Origin of the sequence: Variovorax sp. 770b2 (assembly GCF_900115685.1) — a bacterium.
In the GTDB taxonomy this organism is placed as follows: domain Bacteria; phylum Pseudomonadota; class Gammaproteobacteria; order Burkholderiales; family Burkholderiaceae_C; genus Variovorax.
On the sequence record NZ_FOXJ01000001.1, the window covers coordinates 1,343,737 to 1,370,479 of the forward strand.

General features: G+C 66.0%; 24 protein-coding genes and 1 tRNA gene. 9 read left to right on the plus strand and 16 right to left on the minus strand.

Translation table 11 applies throughout. From position 1 onward, the window contains the following. Positions 1-9: 9 nt before the first annotated feature. A complete protein-coding gene (locus BM133_RS06180; RefSeq protein ID WP_093432357.1) occupies positions 10-1,995 on the minus strand; it encodes an AAA family ATPase in 1,986 nt (661 codons plus the stop codon). A 382-nt stretch (positions 1,996-2,377) separates the two neighbouring features. On the opposite strand from BM133_RS06180, the gene hrpA reads away from it, so the two are divergent. Next, positions 2,378-6,241 (plus strand): ATP-dependent RNA helicase HrpA, encoded by a 3,864-nt coding sequence (gene hrpA / locus BM133_RS06185; protein WP_093432358.1) that lies wholly within the window; start codon positions 2,378-2,380, stop codon positions 6,239-6,241. 56 nt (positions 6,242-6,297) lie between these two features. Here hrpA and BM133_RS06190 read toward each other — a convergent pair whose 3' ends face one another. The 8 genes from BM133_RS06190 to lptF form a co-directional block, all read right to left on the minus strand. After that, complete coding sequence (locus BM133_RS06190) at positions 6,298-6,456, minus strand: DUF3309 family protein (protein ID WP_093432360.1); 159 nt, start codon at positions 6,454-6,456, stop codon at positions 6,298-6,300. A 99-nt stretch (positions 6,457-6,555) separates the two neighbouring features. Then, positions 6,556-7,008, minus strand: a complete 453-nt coding sequence (locus BM133_RS06195; RefSeq protein WP_093432361.1) for a DUF3592 domain-containing protein — start codon at positions 7,006-7,008, stop codon at positions 6,556-6,558. An 11-nt stretch (positions 7,009-7,019) separates the two neighbouring features. Next, positions 7,020-7,394 carry a rard protein gene (locus tag BM133_RS06200; protein ID WP_093432363.1) on the minus strand — a complete coding sequence of 125 codons (375 nt, stop codon included), beginning with the start codon at positions 7,392-7,394 and terminating at the stop codon, positions 7,020-7,022. 28 nt (positions 7,395-7,422) lie between these two features. Then, complete coding sequence (locus BM133_RS06205) at positions 7,423-8,595, minus strand: pyridoxal phosphate-dependent aminotransferase (protein ID WP_093432364.1); 1,173 nt, start codon at positions 8,593-8,595, stop codon at positions 7,423-7,425. Next, complete coding sequence (locus BM133_RS06210; protein ID WP_093432366.1) at positions 8,592-9,533, minus strand: CysB family HTH-type transcriptional regulator; 942 nt, start codon at positions 9,531-9,533, stop codon at positions 8,592-8,594. Before BM133_RS06210 ends, BM133_RS06205 begins: the two co-directional genes overlap by 4 nt. Before the next feature lie 62 nt (positions 9,534-9,595). Then, complete coding sequence (locus BM133_RS06215) at positions 9,596-9,982, minus strand: CbiX/SirB N-terminal domain-containing protein (RefSeq protein ID WP_256219067.1); 387 nt, start codon at positions 9,980-9,982, stop codon at positions 9,596-9,598. Next, entirely contained in the window at positions 9,979-11,088 is a 1,110-nt protein-coding gene (lptG, locus tag BM133_RS06220) for an LPS export ABC transporter permease LptG (protein WP_093432367.1), read from the minus strand. Before lptG ends, BM133_RS06215 begins: the two co-directional genes overlap by 4 nt. Next, positions 11,085-12,224 (minus strand): LPS export ABC transporter permease LptF, encoded by a 1,140-nt coding sequence (gene lptF, locus BM133_RS06225; RefSeq protein WP_093432369.1) that lies wholly within the window; start codon positions 12,222-12,224, stop codon positions 11,085-11,087. Before lptF ends, lptG begins: the two co-directional genes overlap by 4 nt. A 21-nt stretch (positions 12,225-12,245) precedes the next feature. On the opposite strand from lptF, the gene BM133_RS06230 reads away from it, so the two are divergent. The 4 genes from BM133_RS06230 (at position 12,246) to BM133_RS06245 (ending at position 15,941) form a co-directional block, all read left to right on the plus strand. Continuing rightward, positions 12,246-13,760, plus strand: a complete 1,515-nt coding sequence (locus BM133_RS06230; protein WP_093432370.1) for a leucyl aminopeptidase — start codon at positions 12,246-12,248, stop codon at positions 13,758-13,760. Beyond that, positions 13,757-14,200, plus strand: a complete 444-nt coding sequence (locus BM133_RS06235; RefSeq protein WP_093432372.1) for a DNA polymerase III subunit chi — start codon at positions 13,757-13,759, stop codon at positions 14,198-14,200. Before BM133_RS06230 ends, BM133_RS06235 begins: the two co-directional genes overlap by 4 nt. Continuing rightward, entirely contained in the window at positions 14,200-14,595 is a 396-nt protein-coding gene (locus BM133_RS06240) for a hypothetical protein (RefSeq protein WP_093432374.1), read from the plus strand. The genes BM133_RS06235 and BM133_RS06240 overlap by 1 nt, the downstream gene beginning before the upstream one ends. Positions 14,596-14,732: 137 nt before the next feature. Beyond that, positions 14,733-15,941, plus strand: coding sequence for a branched-chain amino acid ABC transporter substrate-binding protein (locus BM133_RS06245; RefSeq protein WP_093432375.1), 1,209 nt, complete (start codon positions 14,733-14,735; stop codon positions 15,939-15,941). 80 nt (positions 15,942-16,021) lie between these two features. Here BM133_RS06245 and BM133_RS06250 read toward each other — a convergent pair whose 3' ends face one another. From BM133_RS06250 to BM133_RS06270, 5 genes are all read right to left on the minus strand, one after another. Then, positions 16,022-16,411 carry a response regulator gene (locus tag BM133_RS06250; RefSeq protein ID WP_093432377.1) on the minus strand — a complete coding sequence of 130 codons (390 nt, stop codon included), beginning with the start codon at positions 16,409-16,411 and terminating at the stop codon, positions 16,022-16,024. Positions 16,412-16,511: 100 nt separating this feature from the next. Beyond that, positions 16,512-16,868, minus strand: coding sequence for a hypothetical protein (locus BM133_RS06255; RefSeq protein ID WP_093432378.1), 357 nt, complete (start codon positions 16,866-16,868; stop codon positions 16,512-16,514). A 218-nt stretch (positions 16,869-17,086) separates the two neighbouring features. Continuing rightward, positions 17,087-17,177, minus strand: a tRNA-Ser gene (locus BM133_RS06260). Between the two features lie 24 nt (positions 17,178-17,201). Next, positions 17,202-18,131, minus strand: coding sequence for an SPFH domain-containing protein (locus tag BM133_RS06265; protein ID WP_042579791.1), 930 nt, complete (start codon positions 18,129-18,131; stop codon positions 17,202-17,204). A 36-nt stretch (positions 18,132-18,167) separates the two neighbouring features. Beyond that, positions 18,168-18,593, minus strand: coding sequence for an NfeD family protein (locus BM133_RS06270; protein ID WP_093432380.1), 426 nt, complete (start codon positions 18,591-18,593; stop codon positions 18,168-18,170). Between the two features lie 197 nt (positions 18,594-18,790). On the opposite strand from BM133_RS06270, the gene BM133_RS06275 reads away from it, so the two are divergent. Next, complete coding sequence (locus tag BM133_RS06275) at positions 18,791-21,088, plus strand: arginine/lysine/ornithine decarboxylase (protein ID WP_093432381.1); 2,298 nt, start codon at positions 18,791-18,793, stop codon at positions 21,086-21,088. A gap of 6 nt (positions 21,089-21,094) precedes the next feature. On the opposite strand, the gene BM133_RS06280 is transcribed toward BM133_RS06275, so the two are convergent. Continuing rightward, the gene (locus tag BM133_RS06280) at positions 21,095-21,949 is read right to left on the minus strand and encodes a DNA ligase (protein ID WP_093432383.1); all 855 of its coding nucleotides are present in this window, start codon (positions 21,947-21,949) and stop codon (positions 21,095-21,097) included. 70 nt (positions 21,950-22,019) lie between these two features. After that, a complete protein-coding gene (gene fabI, locus BM133_RS06285) occupies positions 22,020-22,802 on the minus strand; it encodes an enoyl-ACP reductase FabI (protein ID WP_093432384.1) in 783 nt (260 codons plus the stop codon). A 37-nt stretch (positions 22,803-22,839) separates the two neighbouring features. Between fabI and BM133_RS06290 the strand changes: the two genes are divergently transcribed. The 3 genes from BM133_RS06290 to BM133_RS06300 are packed head-to-tail and all read left to right on the plus strand — an operon-like array spanning position 22,840 to position 26,743. Then, positions 22,840-24,651, plus strand: a complete 1,812-nt coding sequence (locus BM133_RS06290) for an extracellular solute-binding protein (protein WP_093432386.1) — start codon at positions 22,840-22,842, stop codon at positions 24,649-24,651. 18 nt (positions 24,652-24,669) lie between these two features. Beyond that, positions 24,670-25,710, plus strand: a complete 1,041-nt coding sequence (locus BM133_RS06295) for a microcin C ABC transporter permease YejB (protein WP_093432387.1) — start codon at positions 24,670-24,672, stop codon at positions 25,708-25,710. Next, complete coding sequence (locus tag BM133_RS06300) at positions 25,694-26,743, plus strand: ABC transporter permease (RefSeq protein ID WP_177224733.1); 1,050 nt, start codon at positions 25,694-25,696, stop codon at positions 26,741-26,743. Before BM133_RS06295 ends, BM133_RS06300 begins: the two co-directional genes overlap by 17 nt.

Genomic DNA, 26,743 nt, shown 5'->3' on the forward strand with positions numbered 1-26,743 from the left:
TCGTACGGCTCAGGCCAATGCGCGCAGCACGCGGGCCGCGGCGGCGGGCGGACCCGCGCCGCGGCCTCGGCCGGGCGCCGGAGGTGGCAGCAACTGCGCCTTGCGGGCACGGAAGGTCGCGAGCAGCGCCGCGTAGGCGTCGGTCGACTCGCCCGCCGGGGTGGCGGGCAGGTCCAGCAGCGCGGCCAGCTCGGCCGGTGCGATCGAGCCTTCGCGCATGAGCGCATCGACCACCGCCATCAGCGCCGGGGTGTGCGTCTCGAGCAGCGCGAGCGCGCGTGCGTGCTCCTGGGCGAGCAGCGCCTCGATCTCCGGGTTCGTCGCGGCGAGGTCGGTGTTCAGGTTGTCCTCGGCGTCGTTGGCGACGTCGGTGCGGCTCAAGCGTGAGCCGAAGGCGTAGTGGCGCACGTACTGCGCCGCAAGGGACGTGGCCTGCATGAAGTCCTGCGAGGCGCCCGAGGTGCAGGCCTCGCCGCCGAACACCATCTGCTCGGCGGCGCGGCCCGCCAGGCCGACGCAGATGCGGTCGCGCAGGTTTTCCTTGGACCAGGTCTTGCGCTGCTCGTAGCTGTTGTAGCCGCCCTCGAACGAGGCCACGTTGATCTTGATCTCCTGCGGCGCGCGGCCGAAGAGCACGCCGTAGACCACGCCGTGGCCCGCCTCGTGCACGGCGAGCAGCGCGCGGAAGTCCTCGCTCGAACGCTGCTTCAGGCGATTGAGCTCCAGCGCCACCGGGAACCGGCGGCGCGCCTTGCGGTACTTCGCCTCGATGCAGGGCACGCTCGCGTCCAGCGTGAGCCACACGGGCTCGCTCCCATCCCCGCCGCGCTCCAGCGCCCACAGCGCCGCGTTGACCAGCGTCGCGCTCAGGATCGCGTGGATCGAGGAGAACAGCGGACGCGTGCCCTGCGCCGGGAACACGGCGTTGGCGTAGATCTGCTCGTACACCACGGCATCGAGCACGAAGCGCACGCCGGAGCTCTCCTGGATCTCGCTCACGTAGCGGTCGCAGATCGACAGGATCAACTGCACGTAGGTCGCGCGGTTGAGCGACGGGTAGATCACGTGGTTGTTGCCCAGGCGCGCGATCTGCTCGGGGCGGAAGCGATTGACGAGCGCCTTCTTCACGTCGATGACCGAGAGCTTCTTCGTGAGCGCATGGAAGATGTCGGCGTCGGTGTCGCAGTCTTCGACGCGCTGGGCCGTCTCGGCGTACATCTCGTCCAGGTTGCCCGAGACGAACACCAGCAGCTTGCTGTAGTCGGTCTCCCAGCTCTGCTGCGTGTCGCGGAAGGCGCGCAGGCGCGCATGCACCTCGGCGGGCTTCCACGCCATGATCTGCAGCAGGGTCTCGGGCAGCTTCAGGCAGCGCTTGATTTCGCGTGCCTCCCACGGCGCCAGGTGCAGCTTGCGCTTCTTGAGCTTCTTCTTGTCGGCGGGGCCGTCGCGGTCCTGCTCGTATTCGGCATAGGCGAGCGAAGACTCGATCTCGCCGAGCATCGAGAGCGCCGGCGGCAGGCGGCCGTCGGACAGCAGCGCCCACACGTCCTGGTAGCGCTCGACCTTGGCGTCGTGGCCGTTGCCGTCCACGGTGCGAAAGCGCTGGAACTCATCGAGCACCAGGATGCCCGGCGTGCCCTCCACGATGCCCGACTCGGCCAGCATGGCCGAGATCGAGCCGCGGCTGCCATGGCCCGAGCCGTGGCTGAAGCCGTCCATCTGCACTTCGATGAAGCGGTCGTAGAAGCCCAGGTGCTGGGCCAGCTTGCGCACCAACTGCGTCTTGCCGGTGCCGGTGAGGCCCCAGAGGCAGACGATGACGGGGCGGCTGATGAGCTGCGGCAGCACATACCAGGCGCGCAGCGATTCGATCACGCGATCGATGATGTCGTCGATGCCGAAGAGTTCTTCCTTCAGCGATCGGGCGACGTTCTGCAGGTGCTTCGTGCGCTCGGCGAGCTCGGCATGCAGTTCGGAATGGATGTCGGTGGACATGGATTGATTTCTTGAAAAAAAACAGGAACGAAAAAGCGGCCACCCCTTCGCAATGAAGGAGCGGCAGGCAGACGCTGTGAAGGGGCGGTTGCTGCGCTTCTGGACCTGAAGCGCGCGACTCGAAACGTGGCGCGGGCCTCAGGCCGGGCGGAGCAACCTGGCCCGGCCATGCGTTGGGAGCGCATGGCGTGCGCAGCGGCTGCGCAATGGGGTGAGGGCAAGGAAGGACATGGACGCGATCCTATCGGTGGGTTGCGGTAGAGTAAAGACTATTTACGTCACACATCCAACCGTGGCGCCGTACTGTGGAAGCTGTGCAACAGCCGGTGCGCGCCGATAATCGACGGTTTGCCCGCCGCGTGCCGACGACGACTGCTCTGCCTTGACGACCACGACACCCTCCGCCCCCCTGCGCATCGAGTTCCCCGAATCGCTTCCCGTCTCCGGCCGGCGCGACGAAATCATGGCCGCCATCCAGGCGAACCAGGTCGTGATCGTCTGCGGTGAAACCGGCTCGGGCAAGACCACGCAGTTGCCCAAGATCGCGCTCGCGCTCGGCCGCGGCAAGATCAACGCCGAGCCGGGCAAGGGCCGGCTCATCGGCCACACGCAGCCGCGGCGCATTGCCGCGAGCTCCGTGGCCAAGCGCATCGCCGAAGAGTTGAAGACGCCGCTGGGCGACGTGGTCGGCTTCAAGGTGCGCTTTCAGGACCACCTGAGCCGCGATGCCTCGGTCAAGCTCATGACCGACGGCATCCTGCTCGCCGAGACGCAGACCGATCCGCTGCTCAAGGCCTACGACACGCTGATCATCGACGAGGCCCACGAGCGCTCGCTGAACATCGACTTCCTGCTCGGCTACCTGCGCGAGATCCTCCCGCGCCGCCCCGACCTGAAGGTGATCGTGACCTCGGCCACCATCGACGCCGACCGCTTCGCGCAGCACTTCGCATCGGCCAAGGGCCCGGCGCCGATCATCTACGTGTCGGGCCGCACCTTCCCCGTGGAGCAGCGCTACCGCCCCTTCGAGGAATCGCGCGAGCACGACCTGAACGATGCGATCGCCGACGGCGTCGACGAGCTCTGGCGCGATCCGCACAACGCGGGCGACATCCTCGTCTTCCTGCCCGGCGAGCGCGAGATCCGCGAGGCGGCCGACCACCTGCGCCGCCACCTGAGCCACCAGCCGCTGTTTCGCAACGCCGAGGTGCTGCCGCTGTTCGCGCGGCTCTCGGGCCCCGAGCAGGACCGCATCTTCGACAGCCACACGGGCCGCCGCATCGTGCTGGCCACCAACGTGGCCGAGACGTCGCTGACGGTGCCGGGCACCCGCTACGTGATCGATACCGGCACGGCCCGCGTCAAACGCTACAGCTTCCGCAGCAAGGTCGAGCAGCTGCTGGTCGAGCCGATCAGCCAGGCCGCGGCCAACCAGCGCGCGGGCCGTTGCGGCCGCGTGGCGAACGGCATCTGCATCCGGCTCTACGACGAGAAGGATTTCGACGGGCGCCCGCGCTTCACCGATCCGGAAATCCTGCGCTCCTCGCTCGCGGGCGTGATCCTGCGGATGAAGTCGCTGCGGCTGGGCGACGTGGCGCGTTTCCCGTTCCTGGAAGCGCCGTCGCCCCGCGCGATCGCCGATGGCTACCAGCTGCTCAACGAACTCGGCGCGGTCGACGACGCGAACGAGCTCACCGCCACCGGCGCCGAACTCGCCAAGCTGCCGCTCGACCCGCGCGTCGGCCGGATGATCCTGGAAGCCCGCACGCGCGGCGCGCTCGAGGAAGTGCTGGTCATCGCATCCGCCCTCAGCGTGCAGGACGTGCGCGACCGGCCGATGGAAGCGCAGCAGCAAGCCGACCAGGCCCATTCGAAGTTCGACGACGAGAAGAGCGAGTTCAGCGGCTACCTGCGCCTGTGGAAATGGATCGCCGACGCTCGCGGCGGCCACGGCGACACGCACAAGCTCAGCAATCGCCAGTACGAGCAGTTGCTGCGCCAGAACTTCATCAACATCCGCCGCGTGCGCGAGTGGCGCGACATCCACTCGCAGCTGCTCACGGTGGTCACCGAGCACAAGTGGCGCATCAACGCCGAGGCGGCCGGCTACGAGCCGCTGCACCTGTCGATGCTTGCCGGCCTCCTGGGCAACGTCGGCTGGAAGCTCGAAGACGACGAGGCGTACCTCGGTGCGCGCGGCATCAAGTTCTACAAGCACCCCGGCGCGCATCTGAAGAAGAAGCCCGGACGCTGGATCGTCGCGGCCGAGCTGGTCGAGACCACGCGGCTCTTCGGACGCGGCATCGCCAACATCGAGCCGCAGTGGCTCGAACAGGTGGCGGGGCATCTGCTGAAGAAGCAGCTGCTCGATCCGCACTGGGAGAAGAAGGGCGCGCAGGTCTCGGCGCTGGAGCGCGCGACCTTGTACGGCCTGGTGGTGTACAGCGGGCGCCGCGTCGATTTCACCAAGGTCGATCCAGTCGCGGCGCGCGAAATATTCATCCGCGAAGCGCTGGTCGCCGGGCAATGGGAAAGCAAGTTCCCGTTCCTCACCGCCAACCGCAAGCTGGTGCGCGAAGTCGAGGGGCTGGAGCACAAGGCGCGCCGGCAGGACGTGCTGGTCGACGAGGAACTGATCTTCGCCTTCTACGACGCGCAACTGCCCGCCGACGTGGCCAGCGGCATCAGCTTCGAGAACTGGTACCGCCATGCGTCCAGGGAGCAGCCGCGCCTCCTGTACCTGACACGCGACGAGCTGATGCGCCACCAGGCGGCCGGCATCACGACCCAATCGTTCCCGCCGACGCTGCGCCTGGGCGGTGTCGATTGCGCCGCGGCGTACCTGCACGAACCCGGCGATGCGAGGGACGGCCTCACGGTCAGCGTGCCGCTGTTCGTGCTCAACCAGGTGAGCGAAGAGCGCTGCGAATGGCTGGTGACCGGCATGCTCAAGGACAAGATCCAGGCGCTGCTCAAGAGCCTGCCGCAGCGCCCGCGCTCGCGGCTGGTGCCGCTGCCCGAATCGGCGACCAAGCTGGCCGAGGCGCTCTCGGAACCCGAACTGTTCGGCTCCGGCTCGCTCACCGACGTGCTGCTCAAGCGCGTGCGCGACATGACCAGCATCGACGTGAAGCGCGCCGACTTCAAGCTGGACATGCTGGCGCCGCACCTGTTCATGAACCTGCGCATCGTCGACGAGCATGGCCGCCAGCTGGGCATGGGGCGCAATCTCGGTGCGCTGAAGGCCGAATTGGGTGCGCAGGCGCGCGGGGCCTTCCAGGCGCTTGCGGGGCTCAACGTGAAAGCGTCGCCGGCGCCGAAAGCTTCTGCCGTCGATGAAGGCAAGGCGCCCGCGAAAAACGCGGCGCCCGAAAAGGCGACACCCGCATTGCCCGCGGGCCAGCGCTACACGGCCTGGACCTTCGGCGAGTTGCCGGAGTTGATGGAAGTGCGCCGCGGCGCGCAATCGCTCATCGGCTTTCCCGCGCTGCGCGACGAGGGCGACGCGGTGACGATCGAGGTGTTCGACGAGCCCGCCGTCGCCGCCGCGAAGCATCGCGCGGGCCTGCGCCGGCTGTTCGCGCTGCAGCTGAAGGACGCGCTCAAGTACCTGGAGAAAAACATCCCCGACCTGCAGAAGATGGCCGTGGCCTTCATGCCGCTGGGCACCTCCGAGGAGTTGCGCGCGCAAATCATCGACGTGGCCATCGACCGTGCGTTCCTGCAGGAGCCGCTGCCCACCGACGAGTTCGCCTTCAAGCGCCGGCTGGAAGAGGGGCGGGGGCGGCTCACGCTGATCGCCAACGAGGTGGCGCGGCTCGCGTCGACCGTCCTCATCGAGTACGCCGCGGCTGCGCGCAAGATCAAGGACACCAGGATCCAGCCCGAGGCCGTACAGGACGCCGCGCAGCAATTGCAGAAGCTCGTGGGCAAGCGCTTCATCGCCGATTCGCCGTGGACCCAGCTGCAGCACTTCGCGCGCTACCTGAAGGCCATCGTGCTGCGCCTGGACAAGCTGCGCGCCGACCCCGCGCGCGACACCGCCAAGCTGGCCGAACTGCGCCCGCAGGAGCAGCGCTACTGGCGCCTGGTGGCCGAGCGCAAGGGCGTGGTGGACGACCGCATGCTCGAATTCCGCTGGCTGCTCGAGGAGCTTCGCGTGAGCTTTTTCGCCCAGGAGCTGCGCACACCGCAGCCGGTGAGCGTTAAGCGACTCGACAAGGCCTGGGCCCAGTTGCAGGCATGAAAAAGCCCGCGGCGAAGCGGGCTTTTTTCATTGAGGCGTAGGCGCCATCGTATGCGCTATATGCGACCCATCAGCACCAGGATGACGACGATCAGCACGATCAGGCCGACGCCGCCGCTTGGCCCGTAACCCCAGGAGCGGCTGTAACCCCAACTCGGCAGCGCGCCGACCAATATCAGGATCAGGACGATGAGCAGAATGAACGAGAGGGACATGGTTTTCTCCTGGGACGTTTGTTGTAACGAGCCTTGATGCTCATCGTCCTGGGGCGCGCGAGGCGCCGGAGAGCCGCCCCTTCGGCGGTCAGGACTGTCCTACCGTGGGCGTCGGCGCTTGGCGCCTGCTTCGTCGGAGAGCAGGAAGTGCATGCCGAGGGCGAATGCCAGGAACACGGCGCCGAGTCCGCCGATGATGGTTGCACCGCCCCAGAGATCGAAGAAGCCGTCGAGCCGAGCGTCTTTCGGATCGGCGGGATCGAAGAGCACACCCACGACCTCTCCCTTGTCGTAGGCGGGCGGGCTGCTGCTGCTCGACGGCGCGAACTCGATGGTTTCGCCGGACGGCACCTTGAAATGCACCAGCGGGCGCCATGTGTCCGAGCTGTTGCGGCGCGAACTCTCCACACGCAGCAGCTCGATCACCTCACCTTGTGCCCGGCTGGCCGAGGCGATGAACTTCGTGGTGTTCTGGTACAGGAGCCACGCGCCGGCGAGCATCAGCACGCCGACAAGACCGAAGACGAACTTGACGATGCGGGCGGATTTCATTCGGGTGGCCTTCAGCTTCGCATCAGTTCGGTCAACAGGGTGCCGACGGCCGCGAGCACCAGGCCCACGGCCAGGAAGCCCGCCGCTCCCAAGGTGGACAGCAGCGCGCGTCGCCAGGGGCGTGTGCGAAAGAAATAGACCGGAATGCCCAGCAGCGGAAAGACCCCGGCCCACAGCGCCGAGCGGCCGGGCGGGATCACGCCGCGCGCGAGGCCTTCGGCCCGGCACCATGTGTAGCAAAGCGCCGAGATCAGGAACGCATGCGCCATGTCGAGCACGGTGTAGTCCTTGCCGCGCACGGGTGGCATGAAGGCGTCGGCCACGCCCACCACGAGGAACGAGAGGCCCAGGGCCAGCAGGATCCAGCGCGGCCGGTTCATCGTCATCGCGGCACCCGGGTCCTGGCGGCCGTCGTCAGAGCTTCGCGAGCCGGTCCAGCGCCGCCAGGAGCGTCTCGTCCTTCTTGGCGAAGCAGAAGCGCACCACGCGCTGGTCGAAGCCGTTGCCATAGAACGCCGACAGCGGAATCGCCGCCACGCCGATCTCGCCTGTGAGCCACAGGCAGAAGTCGGCTTCGGAGAGATCGCTCACGGCCGAGATGTCGACGCACTGGAAGTAGCTGCCTTCGCTGCGCAGCAGCCTGAAGCGCGTCTTCTCGGCCAGGCCCGCGGCGAACAGGTCGCGCTTGCGCTGGTAGAAAGCCGGCAGCTCGAGGTAGGGCTTCGGCTCGGCCATGTACTGCGCGAGCGCATGCTGCATCGGCGTGTTCACGGTGAACACGTTGAACTGGTGCACCTTGCGGAACTCGGCCATCAGCGGCGCGGGCGCGGCCACGTAGCCGACCTTCCAACCGGTCACGTGGTAGGTCTTGCCGAAGCTGCTGACGATGAAGCTGCGCGCCGCAAGACCCGGGAAGCGGGCCACGCTTTCGTGCCGTGCGGCATCGAACACCATGTGCTCGTAGACCTCGTCGGCGATCACGAACACGTCGGTCGGGGCGAGCAGCGCTTCGAGCTTGCGCATCTCGGCCTCGGTCCAGACCGTGGCGCTCGGGTTGTGCGGCGTGTTGATGATGATCGCGCGCGTGCGCGGCGTGAGCGCGGCGGCGATCTTGTCGAAGTCGGGGCGGAAGGTGCCGGGCACGAGCGGCACGCGCACCACGCTGCCGCCTGCAAGGTCGACGTTGGGCACGTAGCTGTCGTAGCAGGGCTCCAGCACGATCACTTCGTCGCCCGGCCGCACGATGGCCAGGATGGCGGTGATGATGGCCTGCGTCGCGCCCGCGGTGACGGTGATCTCGGCAGCGGCGCTGTAGCTGTGGCCATAAAGCGCGGAGATCTTGGCGGCGATGGCATCGCGCAGCGCCGGGATGCCCGGCATCGGCGGGTACTGGTTGTGGCCCGCGGCCATGGCGGCCGTCACGTCCTCGAGCAGCTTCGGATCGCAGTGGAAATCCGGAAAGCCCTGCCCGAGGTTGACCGCGTTCTTCTCGGCGGCCAGCGCCGACATGACGGTGAAGATGGTGGTGCCGACTGCCGGCAGCTTGGTGGTGATCTCGGGCGTGCGGGGGGAAAGCACAGTACTCATAGTTCGTAGTCTTGTTGATGGCCGCTCAGAGCCTTGGCGATCAGGTTGCGGTCGAGCCGGTCGCTCAGCAGCTCGGCGAACTTGAAGACGAAGTTGCGCAGGTAGGCGCTGCGCTTGAACGCGACACGGGCAATATTCTGGCCGAACACATGCCCCATCGGGCGCACCACGAGGTCGGCGTTCGACTCGTCGCGCACCGCCATCTCGGCCACGATGCCCACGCCCAGGCCCAGGCGCACGTAGGTCTTGATCACGTCGGAGTCGATCGCTTCGAGCGCGATGCGCGGTGAGAGCTTCTTCTGCGCGAAGGCGTGGTCGATGCGCGTGCGGCCTGTGAACGACGGGTGGTAGGTGATGATCGGCTCGCTGGCCAGGTCTTCGAGCGAGATGCGCTCCTTGGCGGCCAGCGGATGGTCCTTGGGCAGCACCAGCACGTGCTGCCATTCGTAGCAGGGCAGGGTCACGAGCTCGGCGTAGCCGTCGAGCGATTCGGTGGCGATGCCGATCTCGGCGATCTCGTCGATCACCATGCGCGCCACCTGGTCGGGCGAGCCCTGGTGCAGGCTCACGTTGACCTTCGGATAGGCCTCGCGCAGGTTGGCCACGGGCACCGGCAGCACGTAGCGCGCCTGGGTGTGGGTGGTGGCGATGGAGAGGGTGCCGCTGTCCTGCGCGCTGAACTGTTCGCCGATGCGCTTCAGGTTGCCCACCTCCCGCATGATCAGCTCGATGCTGGCAATGACGTGCTGGCCCGGCTCGGTCACGCGTTTGAGGCGCTTGCCATGGCGCGCGAAGATCTCGACGCCCAGCTCTTCTTCGAGTTCGATGATGGCCTTGGAGACGCCCGGCTGCGAGGTGTGGAGCGCCTTGGCCGCCTCGGTAAGGTTCAGGTTGCGCCGCACGGCTTCCTGAACAAACTTGAATTGGTGCAGATTCATATCAAATTCCGTCTTATTGCGGAATTCATTATGCCTTCGCAATCTATCGAAATTGCCGGGTCTCAGGATTTGACCGCAATTCTGGCCAGCAATTCGAGCAGTTCGGGCTCTTCGCCGACGATGCGGGCGAGCGAGAAATCGATGTCGGGCCAGGTCTTGCGAAGGGTTTCGAGTTGCAGCGGGAGGTCCTCGCGGGCGTGTTTGCCCATGCCGAGGAACAGGGGAACGACGCGGAGGGCGGTGGCGCCGTCGGCGATCAGGCCGGCTGCGGCCGAATGGAGGTCCGGCGTGGCCAGTTCCATGTACGCGCACACGACGCGCGCCGTGGGGTCGTCCTGCAGGACCCGCGCGGCCACCGCCTCGATGGGCTCGCGCCAGCGCTCGTCGCGCGAACCGTGCGCCAGCAGCACGGTGCCTCGCACGCTGCGCATCCGCACGCCGTCGGTCATCTTCGAAGCACCAGCCAGCTGAAGGCCGTCAACGACATCACCGAATAGATCATTCCCGGCGCCGCTGCCGTGAGCCATGGCGACCAGTTGCTCAGGTTGCCTAGGTAGCCGAACACGTTGTTCAGCAGGAAGAAGCTGATGCCGATCATCACGCCGCCGAACACGTAGGTCGTGATGCCGGCCTGGCGGAAGTGCAGGTAGGCAAAGGGCAGGGCGAGCACCACCATCACCAGGCACGACAGCGGATAGAACACCTTGCGCCAGAACTCGATCTCGTAGCGCTGCGCGGTCTGGCCGTTGGCATCCAGGTGGCGGATGTAGTCGAACAGGTCGATCGTGCTCATGCGGTCTGGCCGCAGCAGGGCCACCGAGACCATTTCGGCGGTCAGCGAGGTGGGCCAGTCCATCTGCGGGATTTCGGTGGTGACGATGCGGGCCTTGTCGGCGGCGCTGCGCGTGTCGTAGTCCTGCTTCTCGATGTCCGCCAGTGCCCAGTGCCCGTCCAGGATGCGCGCGGACTTGGCGACCAGCTGCTTGCTCACGTAGCCGTTGGCGTCGAATTCGAAGATGCGCGCGTTCTTGAGCGAACCGTCGCGCGAGATCGACAGCACGTTGACGGCGTAGGACACGTTGTCGCGCTTCTCCTTGAGCCAGGCGCCGGTGTTGCCCACCAGCGAGTAGGTGCCCTGGTAGCGCGACTTCAGGAGCTGGCCGGTGCGCTCGGACATCGGTGCGATGTAGTCGCCCACGGCGAAGGTCAGGATGACAAAGCCCACGCCCAGCAGCAGCAGCGTGCGCAGCGCGCGCCACGGGCCCAGGCCGCTCGTGCGCAGGATGGTGTATTCGGAGCTCTGCGCGAGGCGCGCCATCACGAAGATGCAGCCGATCAGCACGGTGATCGGGAGCAGTTCATAAAGATGGCTGGGGATCAGCAGCGCCACGTAGATCAGCGCCTGCATCGGTCCGTAGGCGAGGCTTTCGGGCTTGCCGACGGACTGCAGCTCGTCGACGAAGTCGAAGAAGAAGAACAGGCTCAGGAAGCCGAGCGTCACGAAGGCCACCGCCTTCAGTGCCTCGACATAGATCAGGCGTCGGATGGTTTTCACGAGGTCGGGTCGATCTTGTGGGGTTGCACGGACGGCAGGCCGCCGGCGATCACGCGCGCCGGCTTTCGGCGCTGGCCCCAGTTGTTGTTGCGCAGGAACAGCCACGCTGCGCCGATGAGGAACACGCCGCCATGCAGCAGGAGCATGAAGCTGCCCATGCCGTAGCGGCCCGAGCTGATCCAGCTCTGCCCCAGGTTCAACAGGTTGTAGTAGATGACGAAGGCGAACAGCGCGAACAGCAGGTTGCCGCTGCGGCCCACGCGCGGATTGACGCTCGAGACGGTCAGCGCCAGCAGCACGAAGTTGATGGCCGCCAGCAGCATGCCGATGCGCCAGCCCAGCTCGCCCAGGCTCGCGTTGCTGCGGTCGCGCAGGAGCGAGAGGGTGGTGCGCGACCGAGGCGGGGGGGGGTTGGCCGTGGCGTCGGAGCTGCCGCCTGCGCGCGTGCCGTAGGTCTTGAACTCGCTGATCTTCAGGCCCGAGGTCGGCAGCAGCGGGCGCTCCAGGCGCTGGCCGTTGCTGAGCATGAGGAAGCGGTTGGGGCCCACGTCCTCGATGCGGCCGCTGCGCGCCGAGGTGGTGATCTGCAGGCCGCGCTCGATCGCCCAGATGAAGACGTTGGTGGCAGTGGCGCCGTCCGGCGTGTCCTTGTCGATGAAGAAGACGCGCATGCGGCCCGACGATTCACGGAACTCGCCCGGCGTGACGCGCTCGATGTCGCTGCGCTGCTCGTATTGCTGGCGCATGCCCGCGGTCTGCGAGTTGGCCCAGGGCCAGCCCACCAGCGCCATGACGGCGATCAGGATCAGCACCGGCCAGGCGAAGCGGAACAGCGGCTCCACGAAGTCGGCCAGCCCGCGCCCGCTGGAGAACCAGATGACCATCTCGCTGTCGCGGTACATGCGCGAGAGGGTGCCCACGATGGCGATGAAAAGGCTCAGGCTCAGGATGGTCGGCATGTAGCCGAGCACCGTGTAGGCCATCACGAGGAACACCTCTTGCGGGTTCACACTGCCCTTGGACGCGAGCCCCAGGGTACGGATGAGCATCATGGTCATCACGATGGTGACCAGAACCACGAGGGTCGCTCCGAAGCTGCGGGACAGCTCCTTGCGTAGGGAAGAATGGAATAACATCGTTCGAGGAAAAAAAGGATTATGGACTTTCAACTCAAGCCCCTCACCGTCGCCCAGGCCGCAGCCGAAAAATCCGATGTCCTCATCGTGCTCGTCGGCAGCGCTCCCATCACCTCCAAAGATGCGCTTTCCGTGCTGGCCGCCACTGCCCGCAAGGCCGGCGACCTGCCCGACAAGGCCGGCAAGCTCCTCGCACTCTACCGCCCCGACGAGGTCGTGGCCTCCCGCGTGGTGCTCGCGGCCATCGGCGACGGCAAGCCCGCGTCGGTGCGCAGCGGGGTGATCGCGGCAATCAATGCGGCCAAGGCCCACCGGCCCAAGCGGGCCGTCATCGTCTTCGCCCAGCCGGCCGACGGCGCAGCCGTGGCCTGCGCGGTCACGGCCGCGGCCGATGCCAGCTATGTCTACACCACCACCAAGTCGAAGGCCGAGGCGCGCAGCATCCGCCACCTGACCGTCGGCGTGGCCGATGCGGCGGGCGCCAGCAAGGCTTTCGACGAGGCCCGCGCCACCGTGCTGGGCATCGAACTGGCCAAGGAGTGGGGCAACCGCCCCGCCAACTACGCCACCCCCACGCTGCTGGCCGAAGCCGCCAAGGAACTGGCCAAGCTCCCCGGAGTCAAGTGCGAGGTGCTCGGGCCCAAGGAAGTCGAGAAACTGGGCATGGGCTCTTTCGCCGCGGTGGCGCAGGGCTCGGCCGAGCCGCTGCGATTCATCGTGCTGCGCTACCAGGGCGCGCCCAAGGACCAGGCGCCGGTGGTGCTGGTCGGCAAGGGCATCACCTTCGACACCGGCGGCGTTTCGCTCAAGCCCGCGGCCGAGATGGACGAGATGAAGTTCGACATGTGCGGCGCCGCGAGCGTGCTGGGCACCTTCCGCGCGCTCGGCGAGATCCGGCCGGCGATCAACGTGGTCGGTCTCATCCCCTCGTGCGAGAACATGAACGACGGCAAGGCCGTCAAGCCGGGCGACGTGGTCACCAGCATGAGCGGGCAGACCATCGAGGTGCTCAACACCGACGCCGAAGGCCGGCTCATCCTGTGCGATGCGCTGACCTATGCCAAGCGCTTCGATCCGGCCGCGGTGATCGACATCGCGACGCTCACGGGCGCCTGCGTGATCGCGCTCGGCGGCGTGCGCAGCGGCCTGTTCGCGAGCGACGAGACGCTGGCTGCGGCGCTGCAGGCGGCCGGCGAGCAATCGCAGGACCGCTGCTGGCGCCTGCCTCTGGACGACGAGTACGCCGAAGGCCTCAAGAGCAACTTCGCCGACGTGGCCAACATCGGGGGGCGCGCCGGGGGCGCGGTCGTCGCGGCCAAGTTCCTGCAGCGCTTTGCCGGCGACTTCGCGTGGGCGCACCTGGACATCGCGGGCACCGCCTGGAAGAGCGGGGCGGCCAAGGGCTCGACGGGCCGGCCCGTGGGGCTCCTGGTGTCCTACCTGACGACCCGCGCGGCCGACAAGGCCGCTCCCGCTTCACCCAAGGCCAAGGCCGAGCTCAAGGCGCCGACCCGGAAGGCCCGGTCCTCCAAGTGACGGAAATCGGCTTTCACTTCAACGCGCCCGACAAGCTGAACTACGCTTGCCGGCTCGTTCGCAAGGCCGTGAATGCACGCGGCCTGCGGGTGGTGGTGGTCGGCGATGCGCAGGCGCTCGACGCGGTGGATGCCGCGCTCTGGCAGCTGTCGCCCGTCGACTTCGTCGCGCATTGCCGCGGCGATGCGCAGGCCCATGTGGTGGCCCGCTCGCCGGTGATCCTTTCGTCGGAAGGTGCCGACGCGGCATCGCTGCCGCACCGCGAGATGCTGGTGAACCTGGGCCTCGAAGTGCCCGCCGGTTTCGAGCGCTTCGAGCGCCTGATCGACATCGTGAGCGACGAGGCCAACGACCGGCAGATCGGCCGCTCGCGCTGGCGCCACTACGCCGACCGCGGCTACACCATTCAGCCGCACGACTTCGCAAGGAGCGCTTCCTGATGGCCAGCACGCTGCGCACGCCGCCCCGGTTCGTTCCCACGCTGACCACGGTGCTCGATATCCCGGCGGAGCCCGCGGATGCCGAGCCGGGCGAGGCGCCAGCACCACAGCCCGATGCGGCCAGCGCGGTCGCGTTGCCGCCCGCGGCGCAGCTCACGCAGGCGGAAATCGTCAGCCTCGAGGAGCAGCTTTTGCATCGCGTGCTGCAGCGCGTCGACCTCTCACTGGAAGAGCGGTTGAGCGATGCGGTGTCCGCCGCAGTCCAGCAGCAACTGGACGACATGGTGCCGCGCCTGCGCGGTGAAATCGAGGCCGTTCTGCGTGCGCTGGTGATCGAATCGATGGCCGCCGAACTCTCTGAAAACACAGGGTCTACGCCAGCTTCCGGCGCATAAATCCTCGGCTAAACTGCGCCGCAGGTCGGAATGGCGTGAGGGTGCCGCTGGTCTGCGGCGCGAAACTTGCGAGGTCTGCGCGCCCGGATCACACGACCGGTTTTTTATTGTTTTCATCCAAGTTCTGGAGGTTTCCCATGCAATTGAAATGGACTGCGGTCGCACTGGCTGCACTCACGCTGGTGGCTTGCGGCAAGAAAGAAGAAGCTGCCGCACCCGCTGCAACGCCGGCGCCCACCGCGGCTGCTCCCGCACCTGCAGCACCTCCTGCCGATGCACTGGTCGTCAAGATCGGTCACGTCGGCCCGACCAGCGGTCCCATTGCCCACCTCGGCAAGGACAACGAGTTCGGCGCCAAGATGGCCATCGAAGACCTGAATGCAAAGGGCCTCAAGATCGGCGACAAGGTTGCCAAGTTCGTGCTGGTGCCTGAAGACGACGCCGGCGATCCGAAGCAAGGCACGGCCGTTGCCCAGAAGCTGGTCGACGAAAAGGTCAACGGCGTGGTCGGTCACCTGAATTCGGGCACCACCATTCCCGCTTCCAAGCTCTACAGCGACGCCGGCATTCCGCAGGTCTCGCCTTCGGCAACCAACCCCAAGTACACGCGCCAGGGCTTCAAGACCACGTTCCGCGTGGTGGCTGACGACACGCAACTGGGCGGCACGCTCGGCAAGTACGCCGTCGACACGCTCAAGGGCAAGAACATTGCCGTGATCGACGACCGCACGGCCTACGGCCAAGGCGTTGCCGAAGAATTCGAGAAGGCTGCCAAGGCTGCCGGCGGCACCATCGTGGGCCACGAGTTCACCACCGACAAGTCGACCGACTTCAACGCCATCCTGACCAAGCTGAAGGCTGCCAAGCCCGACGTCCTGTTCTTCGGCGGCATGGATGCCGTGGGCGGCCCGATGCTCAAGCAAGTCAAGCAACTCGGCCTGAACGTCAAGTTCATGGGCGGCGACGGCCTGTGCACCGGCGAACTGCCCAAGCTGGCTGGCGATGCCATCGGCGAAGACATGGTGGTGTGCGCCGAAGCCGGCGGTGTCGATGGCGACTTCAAGCAGCCGCTGGAAGACTTCAAGGCCCGCTTCAAGACCAAGAACGGCGTCGAAGTGCAGATCTACGCACCGTACGTCTATGACGCGGTCAACGTGCTGGCCGAAGCCATGGTCAAGGCCGGTTCGTCGGAGCCGGAAAAGTACCTGCCTGAAATCAGCAAGCTGCAATACAAGGGCGTGACCGGCCCGATCGCCTTCGACGAAAAGGGCGACATCAAGAACGGCGCGCTGACCTTGTTCACCTACAAGGGTGGTGTGCGTACGCAGATCGCCGTGGTGCGCTGAACGCATTGGCAACTGCGCGGCTTGTCCGCTAAAGAGAAAAGGGCCTTCGGGCCCTTTTTTCATGCGCCGTGCAAGCGGCGCTAGAGTGCGGCGAGGCCCGAGGGGCGGTCGGTGTTGCAGTACTCGATGAAGGCATCGAGGTCGCGTGATTTGTCGAACACGGCGTCGGCCCCCAGCGCTTCGCAGCGGGCCCGGATGTCCACGGTCACGTAGTTGCTCAGCACCACCACGCGCTGGCCCGCCGAGCGAGCCTTGCAGCCGGCCAGCACACCCAGGCCGGAGCCTTCCTTGAGGAACAGGTCGACGATCAGGAGTTGCCAGTCGGCGGGGTGGGCTGCCAGCCAGGCCAGTGCATCCGACTCCGTTTCGGCAAAGCCGACCACATGGCCGTTGACCAGATCTTCCAGGGCCGGGACCAGGTTGTCTCTGATGGTCTTGTTGTCCTCGACGAGGAACGTGATGAGGGACATGCCTTGGTTTCGCTTTGAGAACCAATAGCGTAGCGTGCCCGGCGCGGTCGCAGCGTAGGAGAAGGGAGACGGACCGAAGGACCGTTGTTCCGGGGCCCGTTCAGTCCGAGCCGTTGGCGCGGATCTTTGCCTTGAGCTTTTCGGCCAGCGCCTGGCTCTCGTCGCGCTCGGCCGTCACCTCGATGCGCTTCTCGATTTCTTCGCTCAGCGCCGCGTTCACCTCGGCCAGTTTTTCCGCCGACTTGGCCAGCTTTTCTTCGAGCTGGCTCGTGTGCTCGATGGCCTGCGCCACTTCACCGACCTGGATCTCGTCGGGCAGCTCCTGCTCGAGCACCGTGCTCACCACGGCGAGGTTGTCCGATGCCCGTTGCACATCGGCAGCGACTTCTTCGCTCTTTTGAAGCGTCTTGTCCAGGGAGGTCTTGCCACGCGGTGCGGTTTGGGTCTGTCCAGCCATCGAGGCTCCTTTTGCGGTTCTTGCGGGCTTGAAAGTAAAACCTTTGAATCGTACCGCCAGACGAATTCGTCCGCGATCTTGCCCCCAGTTGTTGCAAAGCAACGTGTCATAGAACACATAGAACAGCCCGGACGAAAAAAAGCCCAAGTGCTTGTGGCGACTTGGGCTTCTTCTTGCTGTCTCTGCATGTTCGCGAACGGTTACGAACAATCAATCTCTGGCGGAGCAGGCGGGATTCGAACCCGCGGAGGGCTATTAACCCTCACACGCTTTCCAGGCGTGCGACTTAAACCGCTCATCCACCGCTCCTGAGCCCATGATTATAGCAGTCGCTCAGCTCGGATTCGACGGCTTGCCGGCCTGAACCATGCGCATCGCCGAGGCGATGAGCGCCGCGGTCTCGCTCATGTTGCTCGGCACGATCAGGGTGGTCTTGGAATCGGCCGCGACCTTGCCGTAGGCATCGACCGCGCGTTCGGCCACCTTCAGCTGCACGGCCTGTTCGCCGCCAGGTTGCTGGATGGCGGCGGCCACGCGCTCGATGGCGTCTGCCGTCGCAGTGGCCACCGCGGTGATGGCGGCGGCCTCGCCCTGGGCGTTGTTGATCTGGGCCTGCTTCTCACCCTCGGAGCGGGCGATGAAGGCCTCGCGCTCGCCGGTGGCGATGTTGATCTGCTCCTGGCGGCGGCCTTCCGAGGCTGCGATCAGCGCGCGCTTGCCGCGCTCGGCGGTGATCTGCGCCTGCATGGCCAAGAGGATTTCCTTGGGCGGCGTCAGGTCCTTGATTTCGTAGCGCAGCACCTTCACGCCCCAGTTGAGCGCGGCCTCGTCGATCGCGGCCACGACCTGGGCGTTGATGACATCGCGTTCCTCGAAGGTCTTGTCCAGCTCGAGCTTGCCGATCACGCTGCGCAGCGATGTTTGTGCGAGCTGCGTCACCGCCACGATGTAGTTCGACGAGCCGTAGCTCGCGCGCATCGGGTCGGTCACCTGGAAGTACAGGATGCCGTCAACCTGCAGCTGCGTGTTGTCGCGCGTGATGCAGATCTGGCTCGGAACGTCGAGCGGGATTTCCTTCAGGCTGTGCTTGTAGGCCACCCGGTCGATGAACGGGATCAGGAAGTTGGGCCCGGGCGTCATGGTGCCGTGGTACTTGCCCAGGCGCTCGCGCACCCAGGCGTTCTGCTGCGGCACGAACTTGACCGACTGGCTGATGAAGATGATCGCAATGACCAGGATGATGAGGGGGACCGAGAATTCCATGGTGCTCTTCCTTTTCTGAGTTCTGTTCTCTGCTGACTAGATCTTGTCGACGACGAGGCGGCTGCCGATCACCTCGACCACGCGGTGTTCGCCCGTCGAAGGCGCGTGCCCCGCGCGCTGCACGACGGTCCATTGGGCGCCGCGATAGCGCACAGTGGCGGTGCCGTCGGGATTCCATGCATCGACATGCACGCTCTCGCCGATGTCCAGGTTCACGTCGCGGTTGGTGCCGGCGCCCGCTGCCCGTGGGCGCTTGCGCTGGATCGAATACCAGACCAGCACGGCACCCACGCCGACCACGGCGGCCACGATCAATTGCGTGATGGGGCCCAAGCCCAGGTGCGCTGCGATGGCCGCAGCCGCGAAGCCGGCCGCCAGCAGAAGCAGGTACACCGTGCCCGAGAGCAACTCGGCCACGATGGCAGCTCCCGCGATCAGCCACCAGACGGTGGAATTCGCCATGACAACTCCTCTTTCTTGCTTGTTCGATGCGCGCCATTCTGAGGCATAAGACGCCAAGCGCTTGCCACGCGTAGGGGTACTGGTGCGAGGGGAGTGCTTCATGCCGCCATCGCTCGAATGTCTTGCGCGAGGCTGACCAAATCCTTCATCTGAATTCCGTACACTTCGCGCCTCATTGCCTGTCCGGAGCCCCGCTCATGAAATTCCGCTTCCCCATCGTCATCATCGACGAGGACTTCCGCTCCGAAAACACCTCGGGCCTCGGCATTCGCGCGCTCGCGCAGGCCTTCGAGAGCGAGGGCTTCGAGGTGCTGGGCGTCACGAGCTACGGCGACCTGAGCCAGTTCGCGCAGCAGCAAAGCCGCGCCAGCGCGTTCATCCTGTCGATCGACGACGAGGAGTTCACCGTCGGCCCCGACCTCGATCCGGCCGTGCTGAACCTGCGCACCTTCATCGGCGAGGTGCGGCGCAAGAACGCGGACGTGCCCATCTACATCTACGGCGAGACCAAGACCGCGCGCCATATTCCGAACGACATCCTGCGCGAGCTGCATGGCTTCATCCACATGTTCGAGGACACGCCGGAGTTCGTGGCGCGCCACATCATCCGCGAGGCCAAGAGCTATCTGGAAGGCGTGCAGCCGCCGTTCTTCAGGGCGCTGATCGACTATGCGGAAGATGGTTCGTACTCCTGGCACTGCCCGGGCCACTCGGGCGGCGTGGCGTTCCTCAAGAGCCCGGTGGGCCGGATGTTCCACCAGTTCTTCGGCGAGAACATGCTGCGCGCCGACGTCTGCAACGCGGTCGAAGAACTGGGCCAGTTGCTCGACCACACCGGCCCGGTGGCGGCCAGCGAGCGCAACGCTGCGCGCATCTTCAATGCCGACCATTGCTTCTTCGTGACCAACGGCACCAGCACCAGCAACAAGATGGTGTGGCACCACACGGTGGCGCCCGACGACGTGGTGGTGGTCGACCGCAACTGCCACAAGTCGATCCTGCACGCGATCATCATGACTGGCGCGATTCCGGTGTTCATGAAGCCCACGCGCAACCACTTCGGCATCATCGGCCCGATTCCCAAGAGCGAGTTCGAGCAGAGCGCCATCAAGGCCAAGATCAAGGCCAACCCGCTGCTGGCCGACGTGGACCACGAGAAGGTCAAGCCGCGCGTGATGACGCTCACCCAGTCGACCTACGACGGCGTGATCTACAACACCGAGACCATCAAGAACATGCTCGACGGCTACGTCGACACGCTGCACTTCGACGAGGCGTGGCTTCCGCATGCGGCCTTCCACCCGTTCTACGGCGCCTACCACGCGATGGGCAAGCGCCGCGTGCGGCCGAAGGATTCGCTGGTGTTCGCCACCCAGTCCACCCACAAGCTGCTGGCCGGCATCAGCCAGGCCAGCCACGTGCTGGTGCAGGACTCGCAGAATCGCGCGCTCGACCGCGACCTCTTCAACGAGGCCTACCTGATGCACTCGTCCACCAGCCCGCAGTACGCGATCATCGCGAGCTGCGACGTGGCCGCCGCCATGATGGAGCCGCCCGGCGGCACCGCGCTGGTGGAAGAAAGCATCCTCGAGGCACTGGACTTCCGCCGCGCCATGCGCAAGGTCGAGGAAGAGTTCGGCAAGGACGAGTGGTGGTTCAAGGTCTGGGGCCCCGAGAAGCTCGTGGACGAAGGCATCGGCCGCGCCGAGGACTGGATCATGAAGGGCGAGAAGGACGGAAAGCCCAAGAACAAGAAGTCGCCGCGCAACTGGCACGGCTTCGGCGACCTGGCCGACGGCTTCAACATGCTCGACCCGATCAAGTCGACCATCGTGACGCCAGGCCTGGACCTGGAGGGCAACTTCGCCGAGACCGGCATCCCCGCGAGCGTGGTGACCAAGTTCCTCGCCGAGCACGGCGTGATCGTGGAGAAGACGGGCCTGTACAGCTTCTTCATCATGTTCACCATCGGCATCACCAAGGGCCGCTGGAACACGCTGCTCACGGCGCTGCAGCAGTTCAAGGACGACTACGCGCGCAACCAGCCGATGTGGCGGATCCTTCCCGAGTTCTGCCAGCATCACCCGGGCTACGAGAAGCTCGGTTTGCGCGACCTGTGCCAGCACATCCACAAGCTGTATGCGCGCTTCGACGTGGCGCGCCTCACGACCGAGATGTACCTGAGTGACCTCACGCCGGCCATGAAGCCCAGCGACGCCTTCGCCCACATCGCGCACCGCAAGACCGAGCGCGTGGAGATCGACGAACTCGAGGGCCGCATCACCACCAGCCTGATCACGCCGTACCCGCCGGGCATTCCGCTCCTGATTCCGGGCGAAGTGTTCAACAAGAAGATCGTCGACTACCTGAAGTTCTCGCGCGAATTCAACCTGCAGTGCCCGGGCTTCGAGACCGATATCCACGGCCTCGTGGCGCGCGTCGACGAAACGGGCAAGAAGCGCTACTACGCCGACTGCGTTCGCAGGGCCGGCTGATCTTGTTCAGGAGTGCGGGGCGTCTTCGCGCACCCGCATGAAGCGCGCGAACCGGGGCAGGCCGCTGGCGTTGGTGCCGTTGAAGCGGTAGGTGACCCAGGTGCCGATGGCGGGCGGGTTCTCGCGCTCGGCATCGGTCAGGCCGCTGCCGATCCGAAAGCGCTTGCCCTCGGGCGTCTCGACGATCAATGCGCCCAGCCGTGTGCTGTTGCGGCCCTTGCCGGTCGCGTGGCCGACCACGCGGGCTTCGGCATCGTCGTAGGGCTTGAACTTGAGCAGGTCGTGGTTGCGCTCGCCGCGGTAGAGCGAGCCGCCGCGGTGCAGCACCAGGCCTTCGCCGCCCATCTTCACCGTCTTGTCGAGCAGGGCCTGCAGTTCGGCCTGCGTGGTGGCGCGCTCCTGCGGCACGAGGGTGACCCACGGCGCATCGGTGATCGGCAGCAGCTTGCGCAGTGCCGCCAGGCGCGTGGTGAAGTCGCCGGGCTGGGCCGGCATGTCGAAGACCATGAAGCGCATCTCGCGCCAGGCGACGTCGTTCGGCGTCTGGCTGCGCACGGTGGACACCGCGTGCGCAAAGCGGCCGCGGCCGGCCCATAACTCACCGTCCAGCGGCTGCCTGGGCAGCGACGCGATGAACCAGGCGGGCGCCGCCACGGGCTCGCCGCCGCGTGTCCAGAGTTGCTTGCCGTCCCAGTAGCCGCGCACGCCGTCGTATTTTTCGCTGACCCAGTAGTCGGCCAGCGACATGCCCGGACGATAGATGTCGGCCAGCATCAGCGAAGGTGCGGCATTGCGCGCGAGCGCCGGGGAGGCCAGGGCCACGCCCAGGGCGGCAAGCAGGAGGGAACGTCGATTCAGCACGATGCCATGAAGTAAGTAGCGAGCAGCGACCGTTCGATGATCGCTGCAAGCCTTCGGGAAGAAGGCAGGTTTACTCCGCCATGCCCCCGACGACGTTGCTGAAGCCGCCGTCCACGTAGGTGATCTCGGCCGTCACGCCGCTGGCCAGGTCGCTCAGCAGGAAGGCGGCGACGTTGCCCACTTCCTCGATCGTCACGTTGCGGCGGATCGGCGAGGCGTCGGCCACGGCGGCCAGCATCTTGCCGAAGCCCTTGATGCCGCTCGCGGCCAGCGTCTTGATCGGACCGGCGCTGATGCCGTTCACGCGCATGCCCTTCGGGCCCAGCGACGAGGCGGTGTAGCGCACCGAGGCTTCGAGCGAGGCCTTGGCCAGGCCCATGGTGTTGTAGTTGGGGAGTGCCCGCTCGGCGCCCAGGTAGGTCAGGGTCAGCAGGGCCGACTTGTCGTTGAGGTAGGGCAGGGCCGCCTTGGCCATGGCCGGGAAGCTGTAGGCGCTGATGTCGTGCGCGATCTTGAAGCCTTCGCGCGAGAGGCCTTCCAGGAAGTCGCCCGAGATGGATTCGCGCTGCGCAAAGCCGATGCTGTGGACGAAGCCGTCGAACTTCGGCCAGGTCTGGGCGAGGTCGGCGAAGAGCTTGTCGATCTGGGCGTCGTCGCTCACGTCGCAATCAAAAATCAGTTTCGAGCCGAAGTCTGCGGCATATTCGGTGATACGGTCCTTGAATCGTTCGCCGACATAACTGAAGGCGAGCTCCGCGCCTTGTTCGTGGCACGCCTTGGCGATGCCGTAAGCGATCGAGCGATTGCTCAACACACCGGTGATCAACAGTTTTTTGCCGGAAAGAAAGCCCATGAAGTTGCCTCGTGAAAATCTTGGGCAGAATTCTCGCATGCGGTTTCTCCGGGTCTGGTGGTTGTTGGTATGGGCGGCTCCTGTTTGGGCGGCGCATGGATATGCACTCTGGGACGACCTGAAGTACGCCCCCGGCTTCACCGCCTTCGACTACGTCAACCCCGATGCGCCCAAGGGCGGCGAGTTGCGCCTGGTGAGCAACCTGCGCGTTTCCACCTTCGACAAGTACAACCCGTTCACCATCAAGGGCACCGCGCCGGCCTACCTGGACGGCCTGATCTTCGAGACCCTGCTGACCGGCTCGATGGACGAAACCGCCTCGGGCTACGGCCTGCTGGCAGAAGACGTGGCGGTCGCGCCCGACCGGCGCAGCGTGACCTTCCGCCTGCGGCCCGAGGCGAAGTTTCACAACGGCAAGCCGGTCGAGGCGGCCGATGTGAAGCACAGCTACGACACGCTGATCGGCCCCTTCGCGGCGCCGGGCTACAAGACGCTGCTTCAGGAGGTCGACGGTGCTGACGTGCTCGACGCGCGCACCATCCGCTTTCGCTTCAAGACGCCGAACCGCGAGTTGCCGCTGATCGTCGGCGCCTTGCCGGTCTTCAGCCGGGCGTGGGGCGTGGAGAACGGCAAGGCCAAGCCCTTCGACCAGGTGGTGATGGACATCCCCATCGGCAGCGGCGCCTACAAGATCGGGCCGGTGCGCTTCGGCAAGGACATCACCTACGTGCGCGACCCCGGCTACTGGGGCCGCGACCTTGCGGTGAACCGCGGCAGCTACAACTTCGACCGCATCACCGTCAAGATCTACAAGGACAACACGGCCCGCCTGGAGGCGCTGAAGGCCGGCGAGTTCGACATGATGAGCTTTTACTCGGCCGGCGACTGGGCGCGGCGGGTGACCGGCAAGCGCTTTGACACCGGCGAGCTCATCAAGCACGAGTTCCAGCACAGGAAGCCCGCGGGCTTCCAGAGCTACGTGCTCAACAGCCGCCGCGACAAGCTCAAGGACCCGCGCGTGCGCGAGGCGCTCGGGCTGGCGCTGGACTACGAGTGGATGAACCGCCAGATGTTCTACGGCGGCTATCCGCGCGTGAAGGACCTGTTCGGCAACACCGACTGCGAAGCGCAAGGCCTGCCTTCGGCAGAGGAAAAGGCCTTGCTCGAACGCTGGCGCGGCAAGATTCCCGATGCCAGCTTCGGCCCGATGTACGTGCCGCCCACGACCGAAGGCGCGGGCCAGTCGCTGCGCAGCAACCTGCGCCGTGCGCGCGAGCTGCTCAAGGAAGCCGGCTGGGAGTACCGCGACGGCGCGCTGCGCAACGCCAAGGGCGAGGCCATGGCGCTGGAGTACCTGGACAGCAGGGAAGGCGGCGTGCGCACGGTGTCGCCGTGGGTGCGCAACCTGGAGAAGCTGGGCATTGCGCTCAATTTCTCGTCCGTCGATTTCGCGCTCTACCAAGAGCGGCTCGATCGGTTCGAATTCGACATCACCACCATCAACTTCCCCGGCACCAACAACCCGGGCCAGCAACTGCTCGAGATCTTCGGCAGCAAGGCCGCCAAGACGGAGAGCTCGGGCAATTACATGGGCGTGTCCACGCCGGCGGTCGATGCCTTGCTCAAGGACGTCGTCGATGCCGACACCAAGGCCGAGCTGCTGCCGGCCTGCCGGGCGCTGGACCGGGTCATCATGCACAGCCACTACCTGATTCCCCAGTGGACGCTGAGCTCGCATCGCGTCGTATACGACGACTGGCGCCTGGCGTTCAAGGCGCCGATGCCGCCGTATGCCGCCGCCGAGGGCTGGATCATGGGCACCTGGTGGGCCAAGCCGCTCAAGCCATAGAAGAGAAGGAACCCGTCGATGCTCTCCTATGTCCTCAAGCGGCTGCTGCTGTTCATTCCCACGCTGCTGGGCGTGCTGCTGGTCACTTTCGCGGTGGTCCAGTTCGTGCCGGGCGGGCCGGTGGAGCAGTACCTGGCCGAAGCCAAGACCGCGGGCGTCGGCGGCGGGGGCGGCGGCTTCGAGTCCGGCGGCGGTTCCTATCGGGGCAACCAGGGGGTGGACCCCAAGCGCCTGGAGCAGATCAAGGCGCTGTACGGCTTCGACAAGCCGCCGCACGAACGCCTCTGGCAGATGCTCGGGCAGTTCGCGCGTCTCGACCTGGGCAAGAGCTTCTTCCAGAACAAGGACGTGTGGACGCTCATCCTGGAGAAGCTGCCCGTGTCGATCAGCCTGGGCCTCTGGACCTTCTTCATCAGCTACGGCGTGGCCGTGCCGCTGGGCGTGGCCAAGGCGGTGCGCGCCGGTTCACGCTTCGACCTCGTCACCACGCTGATCGTGCTGATCGGCTATGCCATTCCAGGTTTCGTGCTGGGCGTGGCGCTGCTGGTGATTTTCGGGGGGCAGCTGCAGTGGTTCCCGCTGCGCGGGCTGACCTCCTCGAATTGGGATGAGCTCAGCTGGGGTGCCCGCATCGTCGACTACCTCTGGCACATCACCTTGCCGGTCACGGCCATGGTGCTCGGCAGCTTCGCGGTGACGGCCATGCTGACCAAGAACTCGTTCCTCGAGGAGATTCGCAAGCAGTACGTGCTGACCGCGCGCGCCAAGGGGCTGGGCGAGCGGCAGGTGCTCTGGAAGCACGTATTCCGCAATGCGCTCATTCCGATCATCACCGGGCTGCCGGCGGCTTTCATCGGCTCCTTCTTTGCCGGGTCGCTGCTCATCGAGACGCTGTTCTCGCTCGACGGACTGGGCCTGCTGGGCTACGAAAGCGTGATCCGGCGCGACTATCCCGTGGTGCTGGGCACCCTCTACATCTTTACGCTGATCGGCCTGGTGACCAAGCTGATCTCCGATCTCTGCTACGTCTGGGTGGACCCGCGTGTCAAATTCGACTGAGACGGCCCCGCATATCTCGCCCGGCCGCCGCGCCTGGATGCGCTTCAAGCGCAACCGGCTCGGTTTCTGGAGCCTGGTGCTCTTCACGCTGATGGTGGTGCTGAGCCTCTTTGCCGAGGTGCTGTCCACCGACAAGCCGCTCGTCGTGCGCTACCAGGGGCAAACCTATTTCCCCGTGCTGCGCGACTACTCCGAGAAGACGTTCGGCGGCGATTTCGAAACGCCGGCCGACTACCTCGATCCCTTCATTCGCGAGCGGATCACCGCGGGCGACAACTGGGCGGTCTTCGCGCCCAACACCTACGGCGCCAAGACGCTGAACTATTTCGCCAAGGCGCCGAGTCCGGCGGCACCCTCGGCCGACAACTGGCTCGGCACCGACGATCGCGGCCGCGACCTGCTGGCCCAGCTGATCTACGGCTTTCGCGTGAGCGTGCTGTTCGCGCTCGCGCTCACGGTCATCGGCACGGTGCTGGGCGTGGCGGCCGGCGCGGTGCAAGGCTACTTCGCCGGCAGGATCGACCTGGCGTTCCAGCGCTTCATCGAGATCTGGGGCTCGATGCCGGAGCTTTACCTCTTGATCATCTTCAGCGCCATCTTCAAGCCGAGCGTGACGCTGCTCTTGATCCTCTTGAGCCTGTTCGGCTGGATGGCCCTGTCCGACTACGTGCGCGCCGAGTTCCTGCGCAACCGCCAGATGGACTATGTGCGCGCCGCCCGCGCGCTGGGCGTGAGCAACCTGCAGATCATGTGGCGCCACATCCTGCCCAACAGCATGGTGCCCGTCGTCACCTTCCTGCCGTTCCGCATGAGCGCGGCGATCCTGGCGCTCACCTCGCTCGACTTTCTCGGCCTCGGGGTGCCGCCGGGCACCCCGTCGCTGGGCGAATTGCTCAACCAGGGCAAGTCGAGCATCGACGCCTGGTGGATCTCGCTCTCCACCTTCGGCGTGCTGGTCATCACGCTGATGCTGCTGACCTTCATGGGCGACGCGCTGCGCGATGCGCTCGATCCGCGCAAGGCCGACAAGTGA